Genomic DNA, 21197 nt, shown 5'->3' with positions numbered 1-21197 from the left:
TGACTTCAAGTCGACTTGATGTCCGAGGGTTCTCGGCATGACGACAACTGTCGAGCCCTCGGCTCATCGCGGCACGCCGGCCGGTGGCGTGCTCTCGCCGCAGTACCGGGCGCTGACCATCGGCATGGTCGCCCTGATCACCCTGGTCGCGTTCGAGTCACTGGCCGTGACGACCGCGATGCCGACCGTCGCCCAGGCGCTCGACGGGCTGTACCTGTACGCGCTAGCCTTCGGCGGACCACTCGCATCCGCCGTGGTCGCGATGGTGATCTCCGGCACCTGGAGTGACTTGAAGGGCCCGACCCGCCCGCTCTGGCACGGGACCGCCTGGTTCCTGGCCGGCCTGATCATCGCCGGCCTGGCCCCGACGATGGAGGTGCTGGTCGCCGGCCGCATCATCCAGGGCTTCGGGTCCGGCCTGCTCACGGTCGCCCTGTACGTCGTCGTCGGCCGGCTGTACCCGGCCAGGCTCCGGCCGCGCATCTTCGCCGCCTTCGCCACCGGCTGGGTGGTGCCGTCGCTGGTCGGTCCCGCGATCGCCGGGCTGATCGTCGAGCACGCCAACTGGCGGATCGTGTTCCTGGCCGTACCCGCGATCGCGATCCCGGCGGCGCTGGTGATGCGGCCCGGCCTCGCCCGCGGCGACGCCCACGAGGCGCGCGAGGGTCGGTTGTGGGACCACCGAGCGCTCTGGGCGGTTGCGGCCGCGATCGGTGTCGGCCTGCTCCACTACGGCGGCCATCAGCACGGCGTACTCCAGTTCGGCCTGCTCGCCGTCGGCCTGGCCGGCGTGGTCGCGTTCGCTCCGCGGCTGCTGCCCAGCGGGACCTTCACGTTCCGGGCAGGTCTGCCGTCCGTGGTCGCGTTGCGCGGCCTGGTCGCTGCCGCCGGGTTCGGCGCCGAGGTGTTCCTGCCGTTGATGCTCACCCGGGAGCGCGGCCTGTCGCCGGCGCTGGCCGGTCTGGTGCTGACCGTCAGCGCGCTGAGCTGGACGGCGGCCTCCTGGTACCGCGGTCGGCCCGAGCAGCCGTTCTCGCACGCGGTCTTCCTCCAGGCCGGCATGGTCGCGATCCTGCTCGGCATCGTCACCGCGGCCCTGACCCTGAACGACAACGTCCCGGTCGCCATCGGCATCCTCGGCTGGGGCCTGACTGGGCTCGGCATGGGGACGGTCTTCCCGACCCTGTCGGTGCTGGTGCTCGAGTACTCCGAGCGGGACGAGCAGGGCGCCAACAGTTCCGCGCTGCAGCTCAGCGATTCGTTGTCCACCGCAACGGTCCTGGCCGTCGGCGGCTCACTCTTCGCCGTCCTGGAGCCGCACTCCGCGACAACCGCCTACCTGGTCGCCTTCGGACTCCCGGCGCTGCTCGCGCTTCTCGGCGTACTGGCAGGCCGGAGGACTACTCCTTCGATCCCGTGACCGCGATGCTCGCACCCAGGCCGATGATCATCAGGCCGCCAGTGCCGCCGACCAGCTCGAGCCGGCGCGGCGAGCGGGCGAACCACTCGCGCGCCGTACCGGCCACCAGGGCCCACACGCTGTCCGAGACGAGTGCGATCAGGATGAAGATCAGGCCGAGCATGAGGATCTGCAACCACGCCGGGCTGCTCGCGCCCGGGTCGACGAACTGCGGCAGCGCGGCCGCGAAGAAGACCGCGGTCTTGGCGTTGGTGACCCCAACCAGGAAGCCCTGACGCATCGTTTTGCGGCTGTTGCCCGGCTGCACGCCACTCGTCATCGCCGCCACCAGCGACTTGCGGCTGCGGAACGCCTGCACCCCGAGGTAGATCAGGTACGCCGCACCCGCGAGCTTCACCGCGGTCAGGGCGATCGCGCTGGCGGCGATCAGCGTGCCGAGGCCGAGGGCGACCGCGACCAGCATGACCGCGGCGCCGACGGTGTTGCCGAGCATCGTCAGCACCGCCTCCCGGCGGCCGACGGCGAGGGCGCGACCGACGATGAACAGCACGCTCGGACCGGGCACGACGATGATGATGAACGCGGTGATCGCGAACGCGACCAGGTGGTGAGCGGACGGCATGCCCTCAGAGTAAGTACCGGGCGCCCGCCGCGCACCGGTGATTTCGCCGCGTGGGACGGCGGGTGGGATAGGTCACCGCCACGCCGCCATCCGTTGACCGCCGTCCTTGCCGGGGCCTACGGTGCGTGGGACAACCTGCGGTGCCAGGAGGGAAGCCGGTGAGAGTCCGGCACGGCCGCGCCACTGTGAGCGAGCACTGCTCGTGAGTCAGGACGCTCGGGCACCAGCAGCCTTTCGAAGGGGACGCGCACTTCCCCAGGAGGTTCAGATGGCAGCTCCTGCCCGCTCGGTCGCCGTACCGGCTGTTTCACCCCGTCTGCTCGCCGTGGCGCTGCTCAGCGTCGGCCTGCTGCTCCTGCTCGGCTATCTGGTCGCCTTCGACCAGGGGGCCGTGTCGCAGTCGGGCATGTACCTGCACGAGCTGATGCACGACGGGCGCCACCTGCTCGGCGTGCCCTGCCACTAGCGACATGCGCACCTTCGGATCGCTCCTGGTGCGCGGCCTGATCGTCGGAGTCCTCGCCGGCCTGCTGGCCGGAGCCTTCGCGTACTCGATGGGCGAACCGCACATCGACTCCGCGATCGCGATCGAGGAAGCCGCCGGCGCGCACACTCACGACGACGGCGGGGACGCTGCTGCCTCCTCACAGGAGGAGGAAGAGCCACTCGTCACCCGGGACGGCCAACGGGCCGGCCTGTTCCTGGCCACCGCCCTGTACGGCGTCGTCCTCGGCGGCATCTTCGCGGTCGCCTTCACGCTGCTCCGGCGCCGGCTGCGGACCGGCAACGACGCGTACGCCGCCCTCGGCCTGGCCGCCGCCGGGTTCGTCGGGATCGTGCTCGTGCCGTTCCTGAAGTATCCGCCCAACCCGCCCGCGGTCGGCGACCCCGAGACCATCACCAAGCGGACGCTCACCTACTTGCTGACCGTGGTCATCGGCCTGCTCGCCGTGTGGGCGGGGGTCGCGGCCTCCCGCTGGGCCGCTCGCTTCGGCGACCTGGCCCGGCTGGGTGCGGGGGTCGCGGCGTTCCTCGCGACGATCGTGGCGGCGTACCTGATCCTGCCCACGATCAACGAGGTTCCGGGCGAGTTCCCCGCTACGCTGCTGTGGCAGTTCCGGCTCGCCTCACTCGGTACGCAGGCGACGCTGTGGCTCCTGATCGGTTTCGGGTACGCCGCCGCGGTGGACCGCCGGCTGTCCCGAGAGAAAGTGGTCGCCGCTTGAGCACACTGACGCTGGTCGCGCACGCCCTGACACCCGCGCTGCGCGGCCTCGTCCTCGGGGGAGACGCCGATCCGGACCTGGCGAGCCTGGCGGCGGCCCGCGAGTTGAAGCTCGCCGCCGACACGGTGTACGCCGGCCCGGAGCGCGCCGCCGTACGCACGGCCGAGGCGCTCGGCCTCACCGCGGTCGTCGAGCCGGCGCTGCGCGACCGCGAGTACGGCGAATGGGCCGGACGCGACCTGGAGGAGTTGCTGGCCGCCGAGCCGGACCGGGCAGCCGCCTGGCTCGAGCGGCCGCACACCGCGACACCGGGTGGTGAGACCGAGAACGACGTACTCACCAGGGTCGCGGACTGGCTCGGCGACCTGGTTCCGCAGGAGGACGAGCGCCGTACGGTCGTGGCCGTCGTCCACCCGTCGGTCGTCCGGGCGACCGTCCTGTACGTCCTCGACGCCCCGCCGGAGTCGCTGCGGCACGTCGACGTCCGGCCGCTCGCCACGGTCACACTTTCCCTGCACGCCGGCTCCTGGTCACTCGCCTTCCACTGACCCACCCACTACGGTTAACCGTCGACCGCTTGTCTTGAACGACTCCTGGGGACAAGGAAGGGTCATGATCGAGCTCGACCAACTGATCCTTCGCACGCAGCGTCTGCCGGACGAGGTGGCGGTCCGGGAGGTGAACGACTTCTTCCGGTCGTTGCCTGAGGCCACTGCCCGGGCGCTGGCGGAGAGCCGGCCGGAGCAGGTCGGCCCGCTGGAAGGGGCACCGCCGCAGCTGCGGTACCGCGCCAACCACCTGATCCTGGTCGCCGCCCAGCAGCGGCTTCATGCCTTGGTTGAGAGCCGGCAGGCGACTCCGGAGCAACGCCGGCGGTTGGTCACGCTGACGGAGATGCTGAAGCCGATCTCGACCCGCCTGGACGTCGATGCCGACGGCAACCGCATCGAGGTGCCCGAGCCCCGTCAGTTCCTGCTGGTCGACCCGGAAGGCCAGGGCCGGATGATCGAGGTGCAGGGCGACCTCGAGCGGGCCGAGAACGTGGCCGTCCTGGTCCCCGGGATGAACAACGACCTCGAGCGGGTCCGCTCGCAGTCGGTCCGCGCCAAGGAGCTCCGCGAGCAGGCGAATCCGCGGAAGACCGCGACCGTCGTCTGGCTCGGGTACCACGCGCCGATCGGGCTGACCGCCGGCCGGTCGACCGAGAGCTCCCGGGCGGCCGCTCCGCAGCTGTGCCGGTTCCAGGCGGGGCTGGACGTGGTCAAGGCGCCGTACTCGAAGAGCACGCTGATCGGCAACAGTTACGGCGCCCAGGTCGTCGGCCGGGCGATGATGGCCGGCGTCCGCGCGGACCGGGTGATCCTGACCGGCAGCCCGGGCGTGGACCCGAGCATCCATTCGGCCGCCCAGCTGACCCCGCCCGGCACCCTGCTCTTCGTCGCCCGCACCCGGGGCGACTACGTCTCGTACGCCGAGCAGCATGGCCCGGACCCGGCCGGCTTCGCGGACGTGTTCCGCTTCGAGACCGACAACGAGTCCGTCTCGATCACCGGGCACATGAGCTACTTCGAGAAGAACAGCGAGTCGATGATCAACATCGGCCGGATCATCCGCGGCGACCTCGACGCGGTCACCCGGGCCGCGAACACCACCCCCGAGCAGGAGAGCCGGGTCTTGGGCGTGTCCTGGGCCGGCCCGCTGCGCACCCTGGCGCACTCCGATGCGGCGGCGCCGATCTCCAAGGTGTTCGATGGTCTCGCGACGCTGCGCACGATCAGTACGACGCCGTCCCGGAGCCAGGCGCTCGACGGCGCCCGGCAGCGCCGCGACGGCAGCACCACCGCACGCACACCGGAAGGACCCGCACGATGACGCTGACCGAGGCCCGGGACTTCCTCCGCGCCGAACTCCTCGCGGTCGCGGCGGCCGCCGTCCCCGGGTACGACGGGGTCGTCACCAGCGACGTTGGCCCGGTGAACCCCGACGTACTCTCCGACGGCGCCGGCCCGGACACGGTCTGCTCCATCACCGTCGAGAACGGCGACCCCGCGGTGACCGACCCCGCCGGCGAGGTCGCTGCTGCGGTCGCGGCCTTGACGGAGCGCGGCTGGTCCGCCGAGGTGGCGCCGGTCGAGAGCGGCCACCACCGAGCCACCGCCCGCCGAGACGGCTTCGAGGTCACCGTCCACGCCTGGGACAACGACTGGCGCCTAACCGTGTCCGGCGAAACCCCACGCATCGGATAGATCTTCCCCACGCGTGCTGCGCGGTGGCTCCTTCGTCGCAACCGCTCCGCGCGCTCCCGCCCACCCTGTCTTCTTGGCGGGCTGCCGCCCGCGGTCGAGTGCACGGGGTCGGCGTGATGCCGGGAGCCGACTGCGGTTCCGGCCGCGGGTATCGGCACTCGTTTCAGGCAGCGGCCAGCGCGGGGAAGTTCTCGCCGCGCTGTGCATCGTTTGTCAGCACGGCCTCGGCCCGGCTAAGATCTTTCTATACCGCCCGTCTCCTTCGTGGGACGGGTTTACTTTTGCCTCCAGCATGGTGACGAGGCTGCCCGTGGGGTCACCACGGAGCCGGCTTCTTGAGATTCCCCACCGTGGTGGGCAACTGGGATCCGAAGAGGTCCGCAGGGGTCAATTGGTACCACCAGTGCCCGCCGACACCGTCGCTGGGCGCGCCGTTCAGTGCGCCTGCGGTATAGCCCTTGGTCGGGTTGACCGTGCCGACCGGCACGCGATCGCGAGCCTGACGGACGGGGAACTCAAGGTCACTGTCGTTGCTGATGACAACCGCGGCGTCGACGTCGTGCTGGAGGACGTCCAGAAGCAGGTGCGCGGCGACGTTCACGTCACTGCCCTTCTCTTCCCTGCGGGCCACCGATGCCATGAAGGTTGCGTCGGGAATGTCTGTGGAGCAGGTGCCGTCCTTGATCATCACGGGCCAACCGGGGCGGGCGAGCGTCGGACGACCACGGCGATTGGCGGTGGCCAGGGGCGCGGTCGCGACGCGGCTGACGTAGGTGCCGTACGTGATCTCGTCGACGGATTTCGACGCGGCCAGGGCGCGCAGGTAGACGTCTTGTTCGCGCGGGCCGGCCGCGCCGGGGTTGTTCGCGTCGGCTCGGATCCTGGCGGTGCAGTAGACGACGCGCATCGCGGTAGCCGGAGCCCAGCCCGAGTTCGCGGCGATGATCTTGGCGGCCAACCCGCGTAGGTCGAGCCAGCGCCACCCCGGCAGGCCGCCGCCGCCCACGAGGAACTTGCCGCCGTAGTAGAGGTTGAACCCGTCGATGTAGACCCCAACGCGCATGCTGGTCACCTTCCGGTCCGGTGGCTGGGGTGGACCGCGGACGCGGCCTGGAGTTGGTCGCGGACCGGGTCATCGACACGGGGGTATTGGTCGCTATGAGAACTCCCGTGCGTGTTTCGCATGCCGAAACGTATTACGTACTGCGGGGGTCTATCAAAGCGAGCCGCCGATCGCGTCTTCCAGCCGCCGCAGGCGGGCTCGCGAGCGTCCGGAACACGCCCGGACCAGCGCGTGGATGAATCGTGTCAACCACGGGTCTCCAGCGCAGGTGTCCGGTGCGGTGGCCGATGCGTCCGGCGGCGGCAGCAACACGTACCCGCGCCGCATCGCCGACCCGGCGCGGCAGCGCCGATTCCGCGCGGCAGCGCGGCGTGCGGGCGGTAGCCCGCTGACTCAACTGGGTGGGCGGGAGCGCGCGGAGCGGTTGCGAGAAGGAGCCACCGCGCAGCACGCGTGGGAAGACTCATCCCCCGCGCAGAACGCAGGGGACAGCTTCACCCCCGCTCGGCGGCGCTTCGTAGTACGCAGAACTCGTTGCCTTCGGGGTCGTGCATGACGACCCAGCCGGTGCCGTCGGGTTCTCGGCGGTCGTGGGCGATGGTGGCGCCCAGGGTGAGGAGCCATTCGACTTCCTCGTCGCGGGGGCCGTCGGGTTCGAGGTCGAGGTGGACGCGGTTCTTGACGGCCTTCTCGTCGTCGTTCTGCTCGAAGAGCAGGGTGACGGAGTCGGTGACGACGGCGGCGTACGGGTCGCCGGGGTGGTCGTCGTCGGGGCGGGGAGCCTTCAGGACCTGCAGCCAGAAGCCGGCCAGTTCGTAGGGGTTGTGGCTGTCGAAGGTCACGGTACGCACGCGCGAGGTCATGCGCCGACCCTACTTTCGGAAGCACACCCGGTCGTCGGAGATTACCGGATCCGGGTACGGCGTGAAGCCGGCGGCGACCGCGAGGTCGGTGAGCGCGGCCGCGGTCCACCGGTGCACGTGGACGTTCATCGGATGACCGCCGTACCCGGAGGTCTTGTGGGTCGACTCCTCGCCGACGTGGAAGCCGGCCAGCAGCACCCCGCCGGGGGCGAGCACGCGGTGGAATTCGGCGAACGCCTGCGGTACGACGTCGCGCGGCAGGTGGATGATCGACCACCAGGCGACCACGCCGCCGACCGATGAGTCCGGGAGGTCGAGCGCGGTCATCGAGCCGACGCGGAAGTCCAGGTCGGGGTGGTCGCGGCGGGCGATCTCGATCATGCCGGGCGAGAGGTCGATGCCGATCACCTGGAGACCGCGCGCGTGCAGGTGACCGGCGAGCCGGCCCGGTCCGCAGCCGGCGTCCAGCACCGGCCCGGCGACGGCCAACGACGCGAACAGGTCGAGGCACTCCGGCTCGCCGGGCGCCGGATCCCGCACGAGGTCGGCGTACGACGAGGCGACGGTGTCGTAGGAGGTGCGGATGTCGTCCAGGAAGTCGGTCACCCGGCCGACCCTACGGCCGACCGGGGACACTACGGCGTCAGGCTTTGCCGAGGGTCTGCTTCTGCTTGCCGAGGCCCTGGATCTCCAGCTCCATGGTGTCGCCGGGCGCCAGGTACGGGAAGCGGCCGGACAGCGCGACGCCTTCCGGGGTGCCGGTGTTGACGATGTCCCCCGGGCTCAGCGTCATGTACTGCGACAGGTCGCGGATCAGCGCCGCGACGGTGAAGATCATGTCCCGGGTGTTCGAGGCCTGCCGCGGCTCGCCGTTCACGAACGACTTCAGCTCGAGGTTCTGTACGTCGTCGACCTCGTCGGCGGGCACGAGCGCCGGACCGAGCGGGTTGAACGTCTCGCAGCACTTGCCCTTCGACCACTGCCCGCCGGACTGCTCGATCTGGAAGGCGCGCTCGGACACGTCGTTGGAGACCGCGTACCCGGCGATGCAGGCCAGCGCCTCCTCGTCGGTCTCGACGTACCGGGCTTCCTTGCCGATGACGACGGCGAGCTCGACCTCCCAGTCGGTCTTGGTCGCGCCGCGCGGCACGAGGACGTCGTCGTACGGCCCGACGACCGTGTTCGGGTGCTTGAAGAAGACGATCGGCTGCTTCGGCGGCTCGGCGCCGGACTCGGCCGCGTGGGCGGCGTAGTTCTGGCCGATGCAGACCACCGCTGGCGGCCGGGCGATCGGCGCGCCGACCCGCAGGCCCTCGACGTCGGCCACCGGGAGCTCACCGGCCTCAAGTGCGGCGCGGGTCCGCGCGATGCCGTCCGCGGCGAGGAACGCGCCGTCGATGTCGCCGCCGGTGTCACGGGTGAGCGGGCTCAGGTCGTGAACGGTGCCGTCGGCGGCGCGCACGTACGGGCGCTCCTCGCCGACCGCGCCGAGGCGCAGCAGTTCCACAGGATTCTCCCTGGATGAGGACGGATCACTCTCGGTCGAACATCGGCCGCAACCGGGCCCGGGAGGCCTCGATGTGCGCCCGCATCGCGGCGGACGCCTCCGCGGGGTCGCCCTTGCGGACCGCGGTCACCACCGCCTTGTGCTCACGCAACGCCTTTGTCGCGATGCCGCCACCGTAGTACAGCCGGAAGAGGTGCAGGTGGCAGTGTGTCCGCGCAAAGGACAGCCGGGCGGTCTCGTTGCCGGACAGCTCCAGCACGAGGTCGTGGAAGCGCTGGTCGTGCGCGGCCATCGCCCGGTAGCTCTCGTACGCCGGCCGGTCCGGTACGTCGGTGTAGCTCAGCATCTCGGCCTTGAGCCGGGTCAGGTCGTCGGCGGCGGCCCGCTCGGCGGCCCGGCCGGCGGCCCACGGCTCGATCAGCAGCCGGTACTCGAACAGGTCCTCGAACTCGGCCAGCGTCAGCCGGGAGGACACCCGGTAACCGCGCAGCGGCTCCTTGATCACCAGGCCGTCGGACTCCAGCCGCGCCAGCGACTCCCGGATCGGGGTCTGGGAGATGCCCAGCTCGCGGGTCAGCGCGTCGATGTTCAGCCGGGTGCCCGGCTCGACCACGCTGTCCATGATCAGGCCCTTGACCGTCTCGTAGACGTCGTCGCTCAGTACCTGTCGCTGGGGCAGGCGCGTGAGCTGCCCCGCCAGACCCACATGCGCATCCGTCACCGTCACTCCTCCCAGAGGCTCTCATTCTGCCCCACACTTGACGGCTCCAGTGTGAAGCGGCACCATCAGGTTGGCAATATCCTATAGGATCGTGGAGGCCAACCGGTGAGTACGCCGATCGTCCGGGCGGAGGCGTTCCTGGTCGACCTCGAGGTCGAGACGGTCCGTACCGACGCGGTCCAGTCGTTCCTGAAGCAGGAGACCATCTTCGTCGAGCTGGAGACCGCCGACGGGCTCACCGGGCTCGGGTACTCCTACACGATCGGCACCGGCGGCACCGCCGTACTGGCGCTGCTCCGTGACCACCTGCTGCCGCGACTGAAGGGACAGGACGCCCGGAACGTCGAGGCGCTGTGGTCGGACCTGTTCTGGTCGACACATGCGACCACGGTCGGTGCGATCACCTCGCTGGCGCTCGCGGCGGTCGACACCGCGCTGTGGGACCTGCGGTGCCTGCGGGCGGGCGAGCCGTTGTGGCGGTTGGCCGGCGGCTACCGGCAGCGCGTCCCGCTGTACGACACCGAGGGCGGCTGGTTGCACCTGACAACCGACGAGTTGGTCGCCGGCGCGCTGGCGTCGCAGAAGGCCGGCTGGCCCGGGGTCAAGCTCAAGGTCGGCAAGCCGCGGGTGCACGAGGACATCGAGCGGCTGCAGGCCGTCCGGGACGCGGTCGGGCCGTCGATGGACCTGATGGTCGACGCGAACCAGTCGATGACGTACGCCGAGGCGAAACGACGGGCCGCCGCGTTCGAGGCCGTGGACCTGTCGTGGTTCGAGGAGCCGCTCCCGGCCGACGACCTCACCGGGCACGTCCGGCTGGCCGCGTCGACCTCGATCCCGATCGCGGTCGGCGAGTCGCTGTACTCGGTCTCGCAGTTCCGCGAGTACGTCGCCGCCGGCGGAGCCGGGATCGTCCAGGCCGACGTCGCCCGGATCGGCGGGATCACCCCGTGGCTGAAGGTCGCCCACCTGGCCGAGACCTTCAACCTCGAGGTCTGTCCACACTTCCTGATGGAGCTCCACGTCAGCCTGACGGCCGCCGTACCGAACGGGCGGTACGTCGAGCACATCCCGCAGTTGCGGGCGATCACCCGGTCCGAGATGGTGGTCGACGACGGTCACGCGGTCGCCCCGGACACGCCCGGGCTCGGGATCGACTGGGACCGGGACGCGATCGACGACCGCCGGGTCGGATGATCGCGAGCGCCAGTGTTCAGGGATGACCGGAATCGCCGGTGTTGAGAGGAGCCGCATGAGCAGGGTCGACGCCCACCACCATGTCTGGGACCTGTCCGTCCGCGAGCAGAGCTGGATGATCGGCCCGGAACTGGACCCCATCCGGCGGAGCTTCTCGATCGACGACCTGGCCCCGCAGGCCGCGGCCGCGGGCGTGACCGCGACCGTGCTGGTGCAGACGGTCGGTGTGGTCGACGAGACCGTCGAGTTCCTCGAGGTTGCTGCTGGCAACGACCTGGTCGCGGGCGTGGTCGGCTGGGTCGACCTGACCGCCACCGACGTCGCCGACCAGCTGGCCGGGTTGCAGGCCCGGCCGGACGGCGCGTACCTGAAAGGAATCCGGCACCAGGTCCACGACGAGCCGGACACCGACTGGCTGGTGCGACCGGACGTCCACCACGGCCTGCGCGCGGTGGCCGAAGCGGGTCTGGTCTACGACCTGCTCACCAAGACGCCGCACCTTCCGGCCGCCATCGAGACCGCCCGCTCCTTCCCGGAACTGACGTTCGTGGTCGACCACATCTCCAAGCCGGTCATCGGCGAACCCCTCGATCCTTGGGCCGCCGACCTTCGCGAGTTGGCCGCCCTCCCCAACGTGACCTGCAAGCTCTCCGGCATGGTCACCGAGGCGTCCTGGACCGACTGGAAACCCGCCGACCTCCAGCCGTACGCCGACGTCGTCCTCGACGCGTTCGGGCCCGACCGGGTCATGTTCGGCTCCGACTGGCCCGTCTGCCTGCTCGCCGCCACCTACGCCGAGGTCGTCGAAACGGCCGAAGCCCTGACCGCCGACCTCACCCCGAGCGAACGCACGGCAGTCTTCGCCGACACCGCGACCCGCACCTACAAGCTCTAGCCGGCGTCGGCCGGGGCCTGGGCGAACTCCACCCGGACGCCGAGCAGGCGTACCGGGCGGTTCAGGTCGAACTTCTCCAGCACCTCGAGTGCCGCGGCCGCGACCACCTCGGGATCCTGGGTGACCTCCGGGAGCTTCCGGCTCTTGATCGGGGTGTAGAAGTTCCTGAACCGGACCTTGACCGCGATCCGCTGGATCGTGCGGCCCTCGGCGACGACGTCCCGGGTGACCTCGACGGCGATCCGGCGTACCTGATCGACGATCTCACCACGCTCGGCCAGATCCTGGGGAAAGGTCTCCTCCCGGCTGCGGGACACCGGCTCCCGCGGTACGTCGGTCACCTCGGTGTCGCCGAGACCGCGGCCGAGGGCGGCGTACCAGGCACCCATCTTCGGGCCGAAGCGCTTGCGGAGGACGTCGAGGTCGGCGGCGGCGAGGTCGGCCACGGTCACGATCCCGAGCTCGTTGAGGTTGCGTTCCATCCGGCTGCCGATTCCCCACAGCTCGCGCACGGCGCGGTGGTCCATCACCTCGCGCCAATTGTCGCCGGTCAGCCGGTAGACGCCCTCGACCTCGCGCCGGCCGGCCTCCTCGAACGGTCCGGCGTGCGACCGCGGCTGCTTGGCGAACGTGGTCGCCAGCTTGGCCCGGAGCTTGTTGTCACCGATCCCGATCGAGCAGGTGAGCGTCGTCCGCTCGACCACCGCCGCGCGCAGCTCGGCCGCGAGCCGCTCGGGGTCGTCGGTCCGCGCGCCGACGAAGCACTCGTCCCAGCCCCAGACCTCGACCACCACCGGGAACGACCGCAGCGTGTCCATCGCCTCGGTCGACGCGGCTTCGTACGCGGCCGGGTCCGACGGCAGGAAGACCGCCTGCGGGCACCGTTTGTACGCCGCCCGCACCGGCATCCCCGAGTGCACCCCGAACTCGCGGGCCTCGTACGACGCGGTGGCGACCACCTGCCGTGGCTGCGTCGGGTCCCCGGACCCGCCGACGACGACCGGCAAACCCTTCAGCTCCGGCCGGCGCCGGATCTCCACCGCCGCGATGAACTGGTCCATGTCCACGTGCAGGAGCCACCAGTCCGGCGCGCGCGACATCAGAGCTCTTTGCGCATCTGCTGGGAGGTGACCGTGTAACCCAGCGACGTGTAGAGGTTGATCGCGGTGGCATTGTTGCCGAACACGTTCAGGTCGAGCTGGCGGTGGCCGAGGCGGCGGCACTCCTCCTCGCCGGCCAGCATGATCGAACGCCCGTACCCCTTGCCGCGGTGCTTCTCGTCCACCTCGAGACCGTAGACGAACGGGATCCGCGGTTTGGTGGTGATCCACAGGCTGCCGACCGGCTCGTCGCCGTCGCAGGCCATCCAGATCACGTGCTTGTCGGTGTCCCGGCCGTCCGGCAGCAGCTTCTCCACCTCGCGGTGCGCGACCTCGATCGCCTCTTCCGGGCCCAGCCCGCGGGCCGGACCCATGCCGGCCGCGAACGACTCGGCGTTGCGGTGCTTCCAGGCCTCGAACTCGGTCTCGGTCATCGGACGGAGCGTGACGGGCGGCGTGGGCGGCGTAGGTGGCCTGGGCGGCGGAGGCGGCACGGTCATGGGGCGACCATAGCTCCGGGGTTTGCCCTGCGGGTACCAGAACACGTGATCAGGTCGCACGTGAGGAGCCCGTCATGAGACGGCGCAAACCGCCCGCCGGGGCAGTCGCGAAAGCACCCGTCGGCCTGCCGTACCCGCTGATGGACAACTGGGCATGGCAGGACCGCGCCGCCTGTCGCGACGTCGACCCCGAGCTGTTCTTCGCCGCCGAGTCCGAGCGCGGGCTGCGCAAACATGCCCGCGAGGTGCTCGCGAAGTCACTCTGCGGCACTTGCCCGGTACGGCGCGAGTGCCGCGAGCACGCGCTGGTCGTCGGCGAGGCGTACGGCGTCTGGGGCGGGACCACCGAGGAGGAGCGCGAACCCGCGCTGCACGCCCGTCAGCACTGAGCTGAAGAGCTACCCGCTGGTTAACCTGGGGGCATGGAGCTGACCCCGGACGTCGCCGAGAAGGTTCTGGCCGAGCAGCCGTTCAGTGTGTTGCTGGGAGCCCGGTTGACCGCCTTCGGCGACGGCGGTGCGACGCTGGAGCTCGACATCCGCCCGGAGCTGCTGCAGCAGAACGGCTTCCTGCACGGCGGCGTGCTCGGGTACGCCGCGGACAATGCGATCACGTTCGCCGCCGGCACCGCCCTGGGACCCGAGGTGCTGACGGGCGGCTTCACGATCAGCTACTTGCGACCCGCCCGAGGGGTCCGGTTGCGGGCCGAGGCGAAGGTCGCCCACGCCGGCAGTCGACAGGCCACGTGTACCTGTGAGCTGTCGACCGTCGACGAGGCAGGCTCCGCCCGGGTGTGCGCGATCGCCCAGGGGACGGTGCTCGCGGTCCGCCGGTAGCGGGTGGGGTCAGTCGAAGAGTTCCTCCAGGAACGACTTCTTCTTCTTGCGCGGGTACTGCTGGTTGCCGTACCGCGGGTCGTAGCGGCGATCGTCGTCGTACCGCCGGCGGTCGTCGTCGTAGCGGCGGTCGTCGCGCCGGTCGTCGTACCGCTTCTCCTCGTAGCGAGGTTGCTGCTGGGCCGGTGCGTTGTACTTCAGCTCGGCGTCGACGAGCCGCTCCAGCTCACCGCGGTCGAGGAAGATCCCGCGGCACTCGGTGCACTGGTCGACGGTCACGCCGCTGCGTTCGTAGGTACGCATCGCGCCACGGCACTTGGGACAGGTCAGGCTCTCCATCCAGCCACCCTAAGTGAGAATTTCCCCGAAATGCCGCCACCTCAGGGAACTCTCAGGTGAATCCAGGGCAGAGGTGGTTGGCCCGCGCAACCGGTCGCCGCGTCAGGGGACGGAGAGCCGGTCGACGGACGCGGCTTCCCGGTCGACCAGATGCTCCCGCCCGGCCGGCGGTTCGTACGGCTCCGGCCAGAAGTCCGTCACCGTGGCGACCAGCCCGTCCCGGACCTCGAGGAAGACCAGGCCGACCAGGTCCTGCTCACCCACCCGGAAGTTCATCGACCCCGCCGCGGTCGCCCCGTCCACGATCAGCCGTGTCAGCGTGAGCTCCCAGTCTCCCGGATACTCCCGGTTGAAGGCGACGTACTTCGCCTTGCCCGAGATCACCTCGCGGGTCTGCGGCAGCTCGTACCGGACGTCGTCCGCCAGCACCTCCCCGAACGCGTCCCAGTCCCGTCTGCGCATCGTCTCGAAGTACCGCTCCACCACGTCCCGTGTGCTCATCCCCGCACGGTAGACCGTGCCGCCGACATTTCCGTGGGGTGACCCAGGTCATATCCCGGTGGTCTCACATCTGGGTCGCCGCTCTCGTCAGTGGGGTGTAGAGAACCGGATCGGCAGTGAGGGATGACGTGATGAGTTCAGCGCTTGAGGAGCTGCGCCGAGGGTTCGGCGGAGACGTGATCGAACCGGGGGCGGCGGAGTACGACGCGGCCGCTCGGTCGGTGCTGGTGGTGGGGAGCCCGGCCTGTGTACTGCGGCCGGGGAGTATCGAGGACGTGCAGGCAGCGGTGAAGTTCGCGGCCGGGTCCGGGCTCGCGCTCGCCGTACGCGGCGGCGGGCACGCCTTCCCTGGCTTCGGGACCAATGACGGCGGCGTCGTCATCGACCTCGGAAAGCTGGCGGGCGTGGAGGTCGTGGACGCCGACCGTCACCTCGTCCGGATCGGCGGCGGTGCCACCTGGGGAGCGGTCGCGGCCGCTCTCGCCCCGCACGGGCTGGCGATCTCCTCCGGCGACACCAAGAGCGTCGGCGTCGGCGGCCTGACACTGTCGGGCGGCATCGGCTGGAAGGTCAGGAAGTACGGCCTGGCCCTGGACAACCTGGTCGCCGCGGAGGTGGTCACCGCCGACGGATCCGTCGTCCGGGCCAGTACGACGGAGAACGCGGAGCTGTTCTGGGCCCTCCGGGGTGGTGGCGGCAACTTCGGGATCGTGACCGCGTTCGAGTTCACCGCGCACCCGACGACGGACATCTTCTTCGGCCGGATCACGTTCCCCGCGGCCGAGGCGGCCACGGTGCTCCAGGGCTGGGCGGAGTACCAGCGGACCGCACCCGAGGAGCTGACCGCGATCGCGAACTGTGCGAACCCGTTCGCCGGCGGTCCGGAGGCGCCGGTCGAGCTCCACGTCGCGTTCGACGGCGACGACCCGGACGCCGCCGCGGCCGCGATCGACCCGATCCGCCGGCTCGGCACGGTGCTCGAGGACGCGGTCACCTTGCGGCCGGCGGCGGAGATCCTCGAGGACGGCATGGTCCCGCCGCCCGGAATCCGGATCCTCACCCGCAGCGGGTTCGTCGACAAGGAGTCCGTGGCCGAGGCGCTGCGGATCCTCGCCGAGGTGGGGACGTCCGAGCGCCCGCCGTTCATCGCCGTCCGCAGCGTCGGCGGGGCGGTCGCCCGGGTGCCGGCCGACGCCACCGCCTACGCGCACCGGCAGGCGGAGCTGATGATCGTCACCACCGTCGTGGGTCCGGAGCCGGTGGTCGAGGGCGCCAGAGCCGGTTTGGACGCGATCTGGGCGCGGCTCGCACCGCACGTCAGCGGCGCGTACGCGAACTTCCTGACCACCGCCACCGACCAGGACGTCGAGGCCGTCTACCCGGCGGCGACGTACCAGCGGCTCGCGGCGGTCAAGCGCCAGTACGACCCGGGCAACCTGTTCGCCGGCAACCACAACGTCCGGCCGTAGACAGTGGAACGGCGGCCCCTGCCAAGGGGCCGCCGGTTCTACTTGAACCGTCCGAGGAAGTTCTTCAGGATCGGTCCGGCCGCCTTGCTGCCGGACTCACCACCCTCGACGATGACCGCGAAGGCCACGTCGCCGCGGTAGCCGACCATCCAGCCGTTGGTGACGACCTTGCCGTTCTGCACCACCTCGGCGGTGCCGGTCTTCGCGGCCACGGCGCCGTTCGCCGCCAGGACGTTCGCCGTACCGCCGGTGACCGTCGTCCGCATGAACGTCCGCAGCGCCGCAACAGTTGCTGCAGGCAACGGAGACGCGGCCGGGCCGGCGGCGTCCTTCTCCGGGACCAGCACCGGCTTCATCGCCGTCCCGTGCTTGACCGCCGCACCGATCATCGCGACCCCGAGCGGGCTCGCGGTCACCGTCCCCTGGCCGATCATCGACGCCGCCTCGGCGACGTCGTCCTTGGGCGCCGGCACCTCGCCGCCGTACGCCGGGATCGACAGCTTCAGCTCCGGGCCGATGCCGAACATCGCCGCCGCCTTGGTCATCCCGTCCTTCGGCAGCCGGCCGTGCTGGGAGATGAACGCGGTGTTGCAGGACTCGTTGAACGCCTTCTGCATGGTCCCCGCGCCGTACGCCGCCAGGCCGTCGTAGTTCTTGAACGACTTGCCGAACACGGTGATCGTGTTCGAGCACGGGAGCGAGGTCGCCGCGGTCTGACCGCTGCCGAGCAGGGCCGCGGAGGTGACGATCTTGAACGTCGACCCGGGCGCGTAGTGCCCCTGGAACGCGCGGTTGTAGTTGGTCGCGGTCGGCCCGTTCGCGGCGGCCAGGATCTGGCCGGTCGAGGCCTGGACGGCGACCAGGGACGCGGGCAGCTTGCTGGTCGCCAGCGCGGCCTCGGCGGCGTTCTGCAGGCCCAGGTCGAGGGTGGTCTTGACCGGCTTGCCGACGGTGCCCTTCTGGTCGTGGACCACCTTGATCGTCAGCTTGGTCTTGCCGTCCCGCAGGGTGACCGTGCCGCCCGGCGTCCCGGCGAGTTGCTGCTGGAAGGCGTACTGCAGACCGGTGGTGCCGACCTGGTCCTGCGCGGACGCGGTCGGGCCGGCGTTCTTCAGGGTCTCCTCGGTCGCGGTCTTCATCGTGCCGATCACGGACCGGGCGAACGTCGAGGTCGGCGGCAGCGACTGCGTGCCGCCCATCGTCAGCACGCCGGGCAGCTTGCCCATCGTCGGCCGCAGCTTCTGCCACTCCTCGGCCCGGATGGTGATCGCGTCGACGAACTGACCGGCCGGTGCCGCCTTCGCCCGGGCGGCGAGCTTGGCGCCGTCCACGTCGAGGTTCTTGGTGAACGCGGCGTACGTCGCGGCCGTGGCCACGGAGCCGGAGGCGACGCCGACGATCACGACCGGCCGGTTCGCCGTCAGCGCGGCGCCGTTGCGGTCCAGGATCGACGCCCGGGCCGGCAGCGCGCGGACCCGCTTCAGGTAGTTCGCGTCCCCGAGCCCCGGGTAGATCGTGTCGCCGGCGGCCTTGATCTTCCAGGCGTCGCCGACCTTGGTCGCGGTCGCCGTACTCGTCCACCTCATCGGGCCGATGCCGCGCAGCTCGGCCTCGACCGCCAGGTCCTGCGTGCAGTTGGTGTCGTCGGCACACTCGGGCTCGCCCTGGGGCTCCACCTTCACGGTGCTCGCGACCAGGGCGGAGTCGACGTCGTCCAGCCGCTTGGCGAACACTGTCGGGTTGTCGGTCAGCGCGCCGGCCGCGTCGGGCTTGCCGTCCGGTGCCCAGGCGGCGATCCAGGCGGCGGCGAACTGCTTCACCACCTCGGCGGACGCCTGCTTCTCGTCGTTCGGATCCGGTGCACCGTCGCTGCCAGAGGTGCTGTCGGAACAACCGGCGGTGATCAGCAGACTACTCAGACAGACGATCGCAGTGGTTCGCTTCACGTTCCCAACTCTCGCACGACGACGGATGGAGGCCTGACACAGTCTTCGGCGTGTGGCTCCGGCCCACGAGGGCGAAACTACTCAAGCCACTCAAGTACGACGCACGGTCCGCGGCCGGAGTTGGCACCGATCCGCGCAAACACCTGATCCGGCAGGGAGTGATCGCCACCGCGAATCAGTGGCAAGAGGCAGGACGAATCACCCGAGGTGGATGACCGCGAACGGCGCGGCCTCGGCGTCGCGCAGGATCGCCATCCGGCCGAAGTCGGTGGCGAACGGCGCGCAGACCACGTCACCGCCCCGCGCGCACACCTGGTCCACGGCCGCGTCCGTCGCGTCGGTCGCGAAGATCGGCAACCACTGCGGCGGCAGCGCTCCGGCCGGCAGGTCCGGGTGCAACTCCGCGACCCCGGCGACCGGCCGGCCACCGGCGTACAGCGCGGCGTACCGAGGCCCGTCGCCGCCGATCTCCTCGGCCTCGTAGCCGAACACCGCGAGATAGAACGCCTTCGCGGCCTCGAAGTCGCGGCTCAGCGCCTCACTCCACACCAGCGATCCGGGATCGGTACGGCGCTCGGTGCCGATGTGCTCGCCCGCCTGCCACAGCCCGAAGACCGCGCCGTCGGGATCGGCCGCGAGCGCCAGCCGCCCGTGCTCGTCGAGGTCGCGCGGCCCGGCCACCACCCGGCCGCCGTGCGCGACCACCGCGTCGAGCGTCCGGTCGACCTGGTCGGTCGCCAGGTACGTCGTCCACCGGCTCGGCGCGTCCCCGGTCCGCTTCGCGCCGATCCCGCCGACGTCCCGGCCGTCCAGCGACGACACCCAGTACTCCTGCGCGCCCCGGCGTACACACTTCCAGCCGAAGAGGTCGGAGTACGACGCCGTCGCCGCCGACGGATCGTCGGCCGACAGGTCGACCCAGTTCGGCGTACCAGCCGGCCACGGCCGGGTCCGCTCGCCCATCAGCCCTCCGGGAACGCGTTGTCCGATGAGCCCCCAAACCTGCCAGTGACCGGGGCGTCACGTCGAGACGAACAGACCAACTGGCTGCGTAACGGTTCGGTCACCCCTGCCGGGGCCCGGCGTATCCTGCTCCCTTGTGACGACCCGCCTAGCTCTCCACAGCCGCCTGATCCCCGGGACCGAAGAGGCCTACGAGCTCGAGCACGCCCGCGTCTGGCCGGAACTGATCACCGTGATGCGCGCCGCCGGCATCGACGACTGGTCTATCTGGCGCAGCGGCCGCGACCTGTTCCACCTGGTCGTGTGCGCCGACTTCGAGGCCGCTGTCGCCCGGCTCAAGGACGACCCGGTCGACCAGCGCTGGCAGCAGCACATGAGCCAGTTCGTCGAGGGCTTCGCGCAGAACCCGGAAGGCGTGGCCGGCCAGGCCCTACGGCACGTCTGGACCATGAGCGAGCAGCGGGACTAGTACATCTCCCACACGAGCAGCTCGGCGCCGTCCGGTCCCGCGGTGACGCGTGGCCCGTCGACTCCGGTCAGCCGGACGGCGTCCGCCGTACCCAGGTCGCCCGCGCCCTCCAGGCCCATGGTGCCTTGGGCAACGAAGAGGTGGACGTACGGCGCCGACGGCAGGTCCACGTGGTCACCCGGACCCAGCCGGGCGACCGACATTCCGGCGGACCGCTGGTTGAGGTGGATCGCGGCCGTGCTCGCGTGCTTCGGCAGGCCGGACGCGATCGGCACCAACTCGCCGGTGCCGAGCTCGACCTCGGCCTGGTCGTAGGACGGGGTCAGGTCCAGCTCCTCCGGGCGGACCCACATCTGCACGTAGTGCACGGGCTCACCGCCGTCGTTCCACTCGGAGTGCTGAATACCCGAGCCGGCGCTCATCCGCTGCGCCAGGCCGGGATGCACGACCCCGCTGTTGCCTTGCGAATCCCGGTGGGCCAGCGTGCCCCGCAGTACCCAGGTGACGATCTCCAGATCCTGGTGCGGGTGCGTGCCGAAACCGGTGCCGGGGGCAACGATCTCGTCGTTGTGGGCGACCAGGAAGCCGAAGCCGACGTTCGCCGGGTCGTAGTGCGGACCGAACGAGAACGAGTGCCGCGAGTCCAGCCACTCGTTCACGGTCCGGAACCGCTCGTCCGCCCGCCGGATCTCCATGGGGTCTAGTAATACCCCTTCTGGCCGTCGAGGAGCTCGCGCATGGTGTCCAGGTGACCGACGTGGCGGGCGGTCTCCTCGACCATGTGGATCAGCATCCAGCGCAGCGTCGCCTGGGCCGAACCGAAGTCCGGGTGCTTGCCGACGTCGTCGAGCGAGTGCGCCGCGACGATCTCGTTCGACCGGTGGCACTGGGCCTCGTACTCGTCCAGCAGCTGCGCGAGCGGTACGCCGTCGACCATCATGTCAGCGTCCTCGGGCTCCTCCTGGAACCCCGGGTTGCCCTCGGAGGACTCACCCAGGAACAGCACGTTGAACCAGCAGTGCTCGACCCAGCGCAGGTGCGAGACCAGCCCGGCGGGCGTCATCAATGGCGACGTCGGCAGCACCGCCCGGTGCTCGTCGGCCTCGGCCAGGCCCTCCAGCTTCCAGCGCACCAGCGCCCGCTGCATGTCCAGCCAGCCCACCAACTGGGTCCGTTCATCGGCCACGAACGGCGGCCGCTCCCGCGAGAAAGTCATGGCCGGACCGTAGCCTGCCGGCCCCCGCCGCGCACCGGATTAACACAAGGGACTGCGGCCGCTCGGTGGGCGGCCGCAGTCCCGACCAGGGAGGGATG

General features: G+C 70.6%; 26 protein-coding genes and 1 riboswitch. Of the genes, 12 read left to right on the top strand and 14 right to left on the bottom strand.

Annotation, left to right across the window (positions count from 1 at the left end; all coding sequences use genetic code 11):
• Positions 1 to 37: 37 nt before the first annotated feature.
• Positions 38 to 1420, top strand: coding sequence for an MFS transporter (locus ACQPYZ_RS35220; protein ID WP_433163652.1), 1383 nt, complete (start codon positions 38 to 40; stop codon positions 1418 to 1420).
• Here ACQPYZ_RS35220 and ACQPYZ_RS35215 read toward each other — a convergent pair.
• Positions 1401 to 2042 (bottom strand): LysE family translocator, encoded by a 642-nt coding sequence (locus ACQPYZ_RS35215; protein WP_433163650.1) that lies wholly within the window; start codon positions 2040 to 2042, stop codon positions 1401 to 1403. The genes ACQPYZ_RS35220 and ACQPYZ_RS35215 overlap by 20 nt on opposite strands.
• Before the next feature lie 147 nt (positions 2043 to 2189).
• Positions 2190 to 2260, top strand: a riboswitch (adenosylcobalamin (AdoCbl) riboswitch).
• Between the two features lie 50 nt (positions 2261 to 2310).
• Between ACQPYZ_RS35215 and ACQPYZ_RS35210 the strand changes: the two genes are divergently transcribed.
• From ACQPYZ_RS35210 to ACQPYZ_RS35190, 5 genes are all read left to right on the top strand, one after another.
• Complete coding sequence (locus ACQPYZ_RS35210; RefSeq protein WP_433163649.1) at positions 2311 to 2508, top strand: CbtB domain-containing protein; 198 nt, start codon at positions 2311 to 2313, stop codon at positions 2506 to 2508.
• Between the two features lie 4 nt (positions 2509 to 2512).
• Positions 2513 to 3268, top strand: coding sequence for a CbtA family protein (locus ACQPYZ_RS35205; protein ID WP_433163647.1), 756 nt, complete (start codon positions 2513 to 2515; stop codon positions 3266 to 3268).
• Positions 3265 to 3816 carry a histidine phosphatase family protein gene (locus tag ACQPYZ_RS35200; protein WP_433163645.1) on the top strand — a complete coding sequence of 184 codons (552 nt, stop codon included), beginning with the start codon at positions 3265 to 3267 and terminating at the stop codon, positions 3814 to 3816. The genes ACQPYZ_RS35205 and ACQPYZ_RS35200 overlap by 4 nt, the downstream gene beginning before the upstream one ends.
• A gap of 64 nt (positions 3817 to 3880) precedes the next feature.
• On the top strand, positions 3881 to 5140 hold the full coding sequence (locus tag ACQPYZ_RS35195) for an alpha/beta hydrolase (protein ID WP_433163643.1): 1260 nt from the start codon (positions 3881 to 3883) through the stop codon (positions 5138 to 5140).
• Positions 5137 to 5514 (top strand): hypothetical protein, encoded by a 378-nt coding sequence (locus ACQPYZ_RS35190; protein WP_433163641.1) that lies wholly within the window; start codon positions 5137 to 5139, stop codon positions 5512 to 5514. Before ACQPYZ_RS35195 ends, ACQPYZ_RS35190 begins: the two co-directional genes overlap by 4 nt.
• Before the next feature lie 316 nt (positions 5515 to 5830).
• Here ACQPYZ_RS35190 and ACQPYZ_RS35185 read toward each other — a convergent pair whose 3' ends face one another.
• From ACQPYZ_RS35185 to ACQPYZ_RS35165, 5 genes are all read right to left on the bottom strand, one after another.
• Complete coding sequence (locus tag ACQPYZ_RS35185; protein WP_433163639.1) at positions 5831 to 6577, bottom strand: hypothetical protein; 747 nt, start codon at positions 6575 to 6577, stop codon at positions 5831 to 5833.
• 494 nt (positions 6578 to 7071) lie between these two features.
• Positions 7072 to 7440 carry a VOC family protein gene (locus ACQPYZ_RS35180; RefSeq protein ID WP_433163638.1) on the bottom strand — a complete coding sequence of 123 codons (369 nt, stop codon included), beginning with the start codon at positions 7438 to 7440 and terminating at the stop codon, positions 7072 to 7074.
• Between the two features lie 9 nt (positions 7441 to 7449).
• Positions 7450 to 8046: a class I SAM-dependent methyltransferase gene (locus ACQPYZ_RS35175; RefSeq protein ID WP_433163637.1), complete on the bottom strand. Its 597-nt coding sequence runs from the start codon at positions 8044 to 8046 to the stop codon at positions 7450 to 7452.
• A gap of 37 nt (positions 8047 to 8083) precedes the next feature.
• Positions 8084 to 8947: a fumarylacetoacetate hydrolase family protein gene (locus tag ACQPYZ_RS35170; RefSeq protein WP_433163636.1), complete on the bottom strand. Its 864-nt coding sequence runs from the start codon at positions 8945 to 8947 to the stop codon at positions 8084 to 8086.
• A 25-nt stretch (positions 8948 to 8972) separates the two neighbouring features.
• A complete protein-coding gene (locus ACQPYZ_RS35165) occupies positions 8973 to 9668 on the bottom strand; it encodes a GntR family transcriptional regulator (protein ID WP_433163634.1) in 696 nt (231 codons plus the stop codon).
• Between the two features lie 105 nt (positions 9669 to 9773).
• Between ACQPYZ_RS35165 and ACQPYZ_RS35160 the strand changes: the two genes are divergently transcribed.
• Together ACQPYZ_RS35160 and ACQPYZ_RS35155 are read left to right on the top strand one after the other, a co-directional pair.
• Positions 9774 to 10865 (top strand): mandelate racemase/muconate lactonizing enzyme family protein, encoded by a 1092-nt coding sequence (locus tag ACQPYZ_RS35160; RefSeq protein ID WP_433163632.1) that lies wholly within the window; start codon positions 9774 to 9776, stop codon positions 10863 to 10865.
• Between the two features lie 55 nt (positions 10866 to 10920).
• Positions 10921 to 11760 (top strand): amidohydrolase family protein, encoded by an 840-nt coding sequence (locus tag ACQPYZ_RS35155; RefSeq protein WP_433163630.1) that lies wholly within the window; start codon positions 10921 to 10923, stop codon positions 11758 to 11760.
• Here the strand turns inward: ACQPYZ_RS35155 and ACQPYZ_RS35150 are convergent.
• Both ACQPYZ_RS35150 and ACQPYZ_RS35145 read right to left on the bottom strand, forming a co-directional pair.
• Entirely contained in the window at positions 11757 to 12860 is a 1104-nt protein-coding gene (locus ACQPYZ_RS35150) for a DNA polymerase IV (protein WP_433163628.1), read from the bottom strand. The genes ACQPYZ_RS35155 and ACQPYZ_RS35150 overlap by 4 nt on opposite strands.
• A complete protein-coding gene (locus tag ACQPYZ_RS35145) occupies positions 12860 to 13294 on the bottom strand; it encodes a GNAT family N-acetyltransferase (RefSeq protein ID WP_433163627.1) in 435 nt (144 codons plus the stop codon). The genes ACQPYZ_RS35150 and ACQPYZ_RS35145 overlap by 1 nt, the downstream gene beginning before the upstream one ends.
• A gap of 140 nt (positions 13295 to 13434) precedes the next feature.
• Between ACQPYZ_RS35145 and ACQPYZ_RS35140 the strand changes: the two genes are divergently transcribed.
• Together ACQPYZ_RS35140 and ACQPYZ_RS35135 are read left to right on the top strand one after the other, a co-directional pair.
• Positions 13435 to 13749: a WhiB family transcriptional regulator gene (locus ACQPYZ_RS35140; RefSeq protein ID WP_433163626.1), complete on the top strand. Its 315-nt coding sequence runs from the start codon at positions 13435 to 13437 to the stop codon at positions 13747 to 13749.
• 33 nt (positions 13750 to 13782) lie between these two features.
• The gene (locus ACQPYZ_RS35135; protein WP_433163624.1) at positions 13783 to 14196 is read left to right on the top strand and encodes a PaaI family thioesterase; all 414 of its coding nucleotides are present in this window, start codon (positions 13783 to 13785) and stop codon (positions 14194 to 14196) included.
• A gap of 9 nt (positions 14197 to 14205) precedes the next feature.
• Here the strand turns inward: ACQPYZ_RS35135 and ACQPYZ_RS35130 are convergent, their stop codons facing one another.
• Both ACQPYZ_RS35130 and ACQPYZ_RS35125 read right to left on the bottom strand, forming a co-directional pair.
• Positions 14206 to 14499, bottom strand: a complete 294-nt coding sequence (locus ACQPYZ_RS35130) for a zf-TFIIB domain-containing protein (protein ID WP_433163623.1) — start codon at positions 14497 to 14499, stop codon at positions 14206 to 14208.
• 138 nt (positions 14500 to 14637) lie between these two features.
• Complete coding sequence (locus tag ACQPYZ_RS35125) at positions 14638 to 15036, bottom strand: nuclear transport factor 2 family protein (RefSeq protein ID WP_433163622.1); 399 nt, start codon at positions 15034 to 15036, stop codon at positions 14638 to 14640.
• A gap of 131 nt (positions 15037 to 15167) precedes the next feature.
• On the opposite strand from ACQPYZ_RS35125, the gene ACQPYZ_RS35120 reads away from it, so the two are divergent.
• Positions 15168 to 16505, top strand: coding sequence for an FAD-binding oxidoreductase (locus tag ACQPYZ_RS35120; RefSeq protein WP_433163620.1), 1338 nt, complete (start codon positions 15168 to 15170; stop codon positions 16503 to 16505).
• 38 nt (positions 16506 to 16543) lie between these two features.
• On the opposite strand, the gene ACQPYZ_RS35115 is transcribed toward ACQPYZ_RS35120, so the two are convergent.
• Entirely contained in the window at positions 16544 to 18451 is a 1908-nt protein-coding gene (locus ACQPYZ_RS35115) for a penicillin-binding transpeptidase domain-containing protein (RefSeq protein WP_433163618.1), read from the bottom strand.
• A 198-nt stretch (positions 18452 to 18649) separates the two neighbouring features.
• Entirely contained in the window at positions 18650 to 19414 is a 765-nt protein-coding gene (locus tag ACQPYZ_RS35110; protein WP_433163616.1) for a VOC family protein, read from the bottom strand.
• 136 nt (positions 19415 to 19550) lie between these two features.
• Here ACQPYZ_RS35110 and ACQPYZ_RS35105 point away from each other — a divergent pair, with 136 nt between their 5' ends.
• Complete coding sequence (locus tag ACQPYZ_RS35105) at positions 19551 to 19883, top strand: L-rhamnose mutarotase (protein ID WP_433163615.1); 333 nt, start codon at positions 19551 to 19553, stop codon at positions 19881 to 19883.
• On the opposite strand, the gene ACQPYZ_RS35100 is transcribed toward ACQPYZ_RS35105, so the two are convergent.
• Positions 19880 to 20578, bottom strand: coding sequence for a pirin family protein (locus tag ACQPYZ_RS35100; protein ID WP_433163613.1), 699 nt, complete (start codon positions 20576 to 20578; stop codon positions 19880 to 19882). The genes ACQPYZ_RS35105 and ACQPYZ_RS35100 overlap by 4 nt on opposite strands.
• Positions 20579 to 20583: 5 nt before the next feature.
• Entirely contained in the window at positions 20584 to 21099 is a 516-nt protein-coding gene (locus tag ACQPYZ_RS35095; protein WP_433163611.1) for a DinB family protein, read from the bottom strand.
• Positions 21100 to 21197: the final 98 nt, after the last annotated feature.

This window comes from Kribbella sp. CA-247076, assembly GCF_050942445.1.
Taxonomy (GTDB): Bacteria; Actinomycetota; Actinomycetes; order Propionibacteriales; family Kribbellaceae; genus Kribbella.
This window is presented reverse-complemented; position numbering and strand designations above follow the sequence as displayed.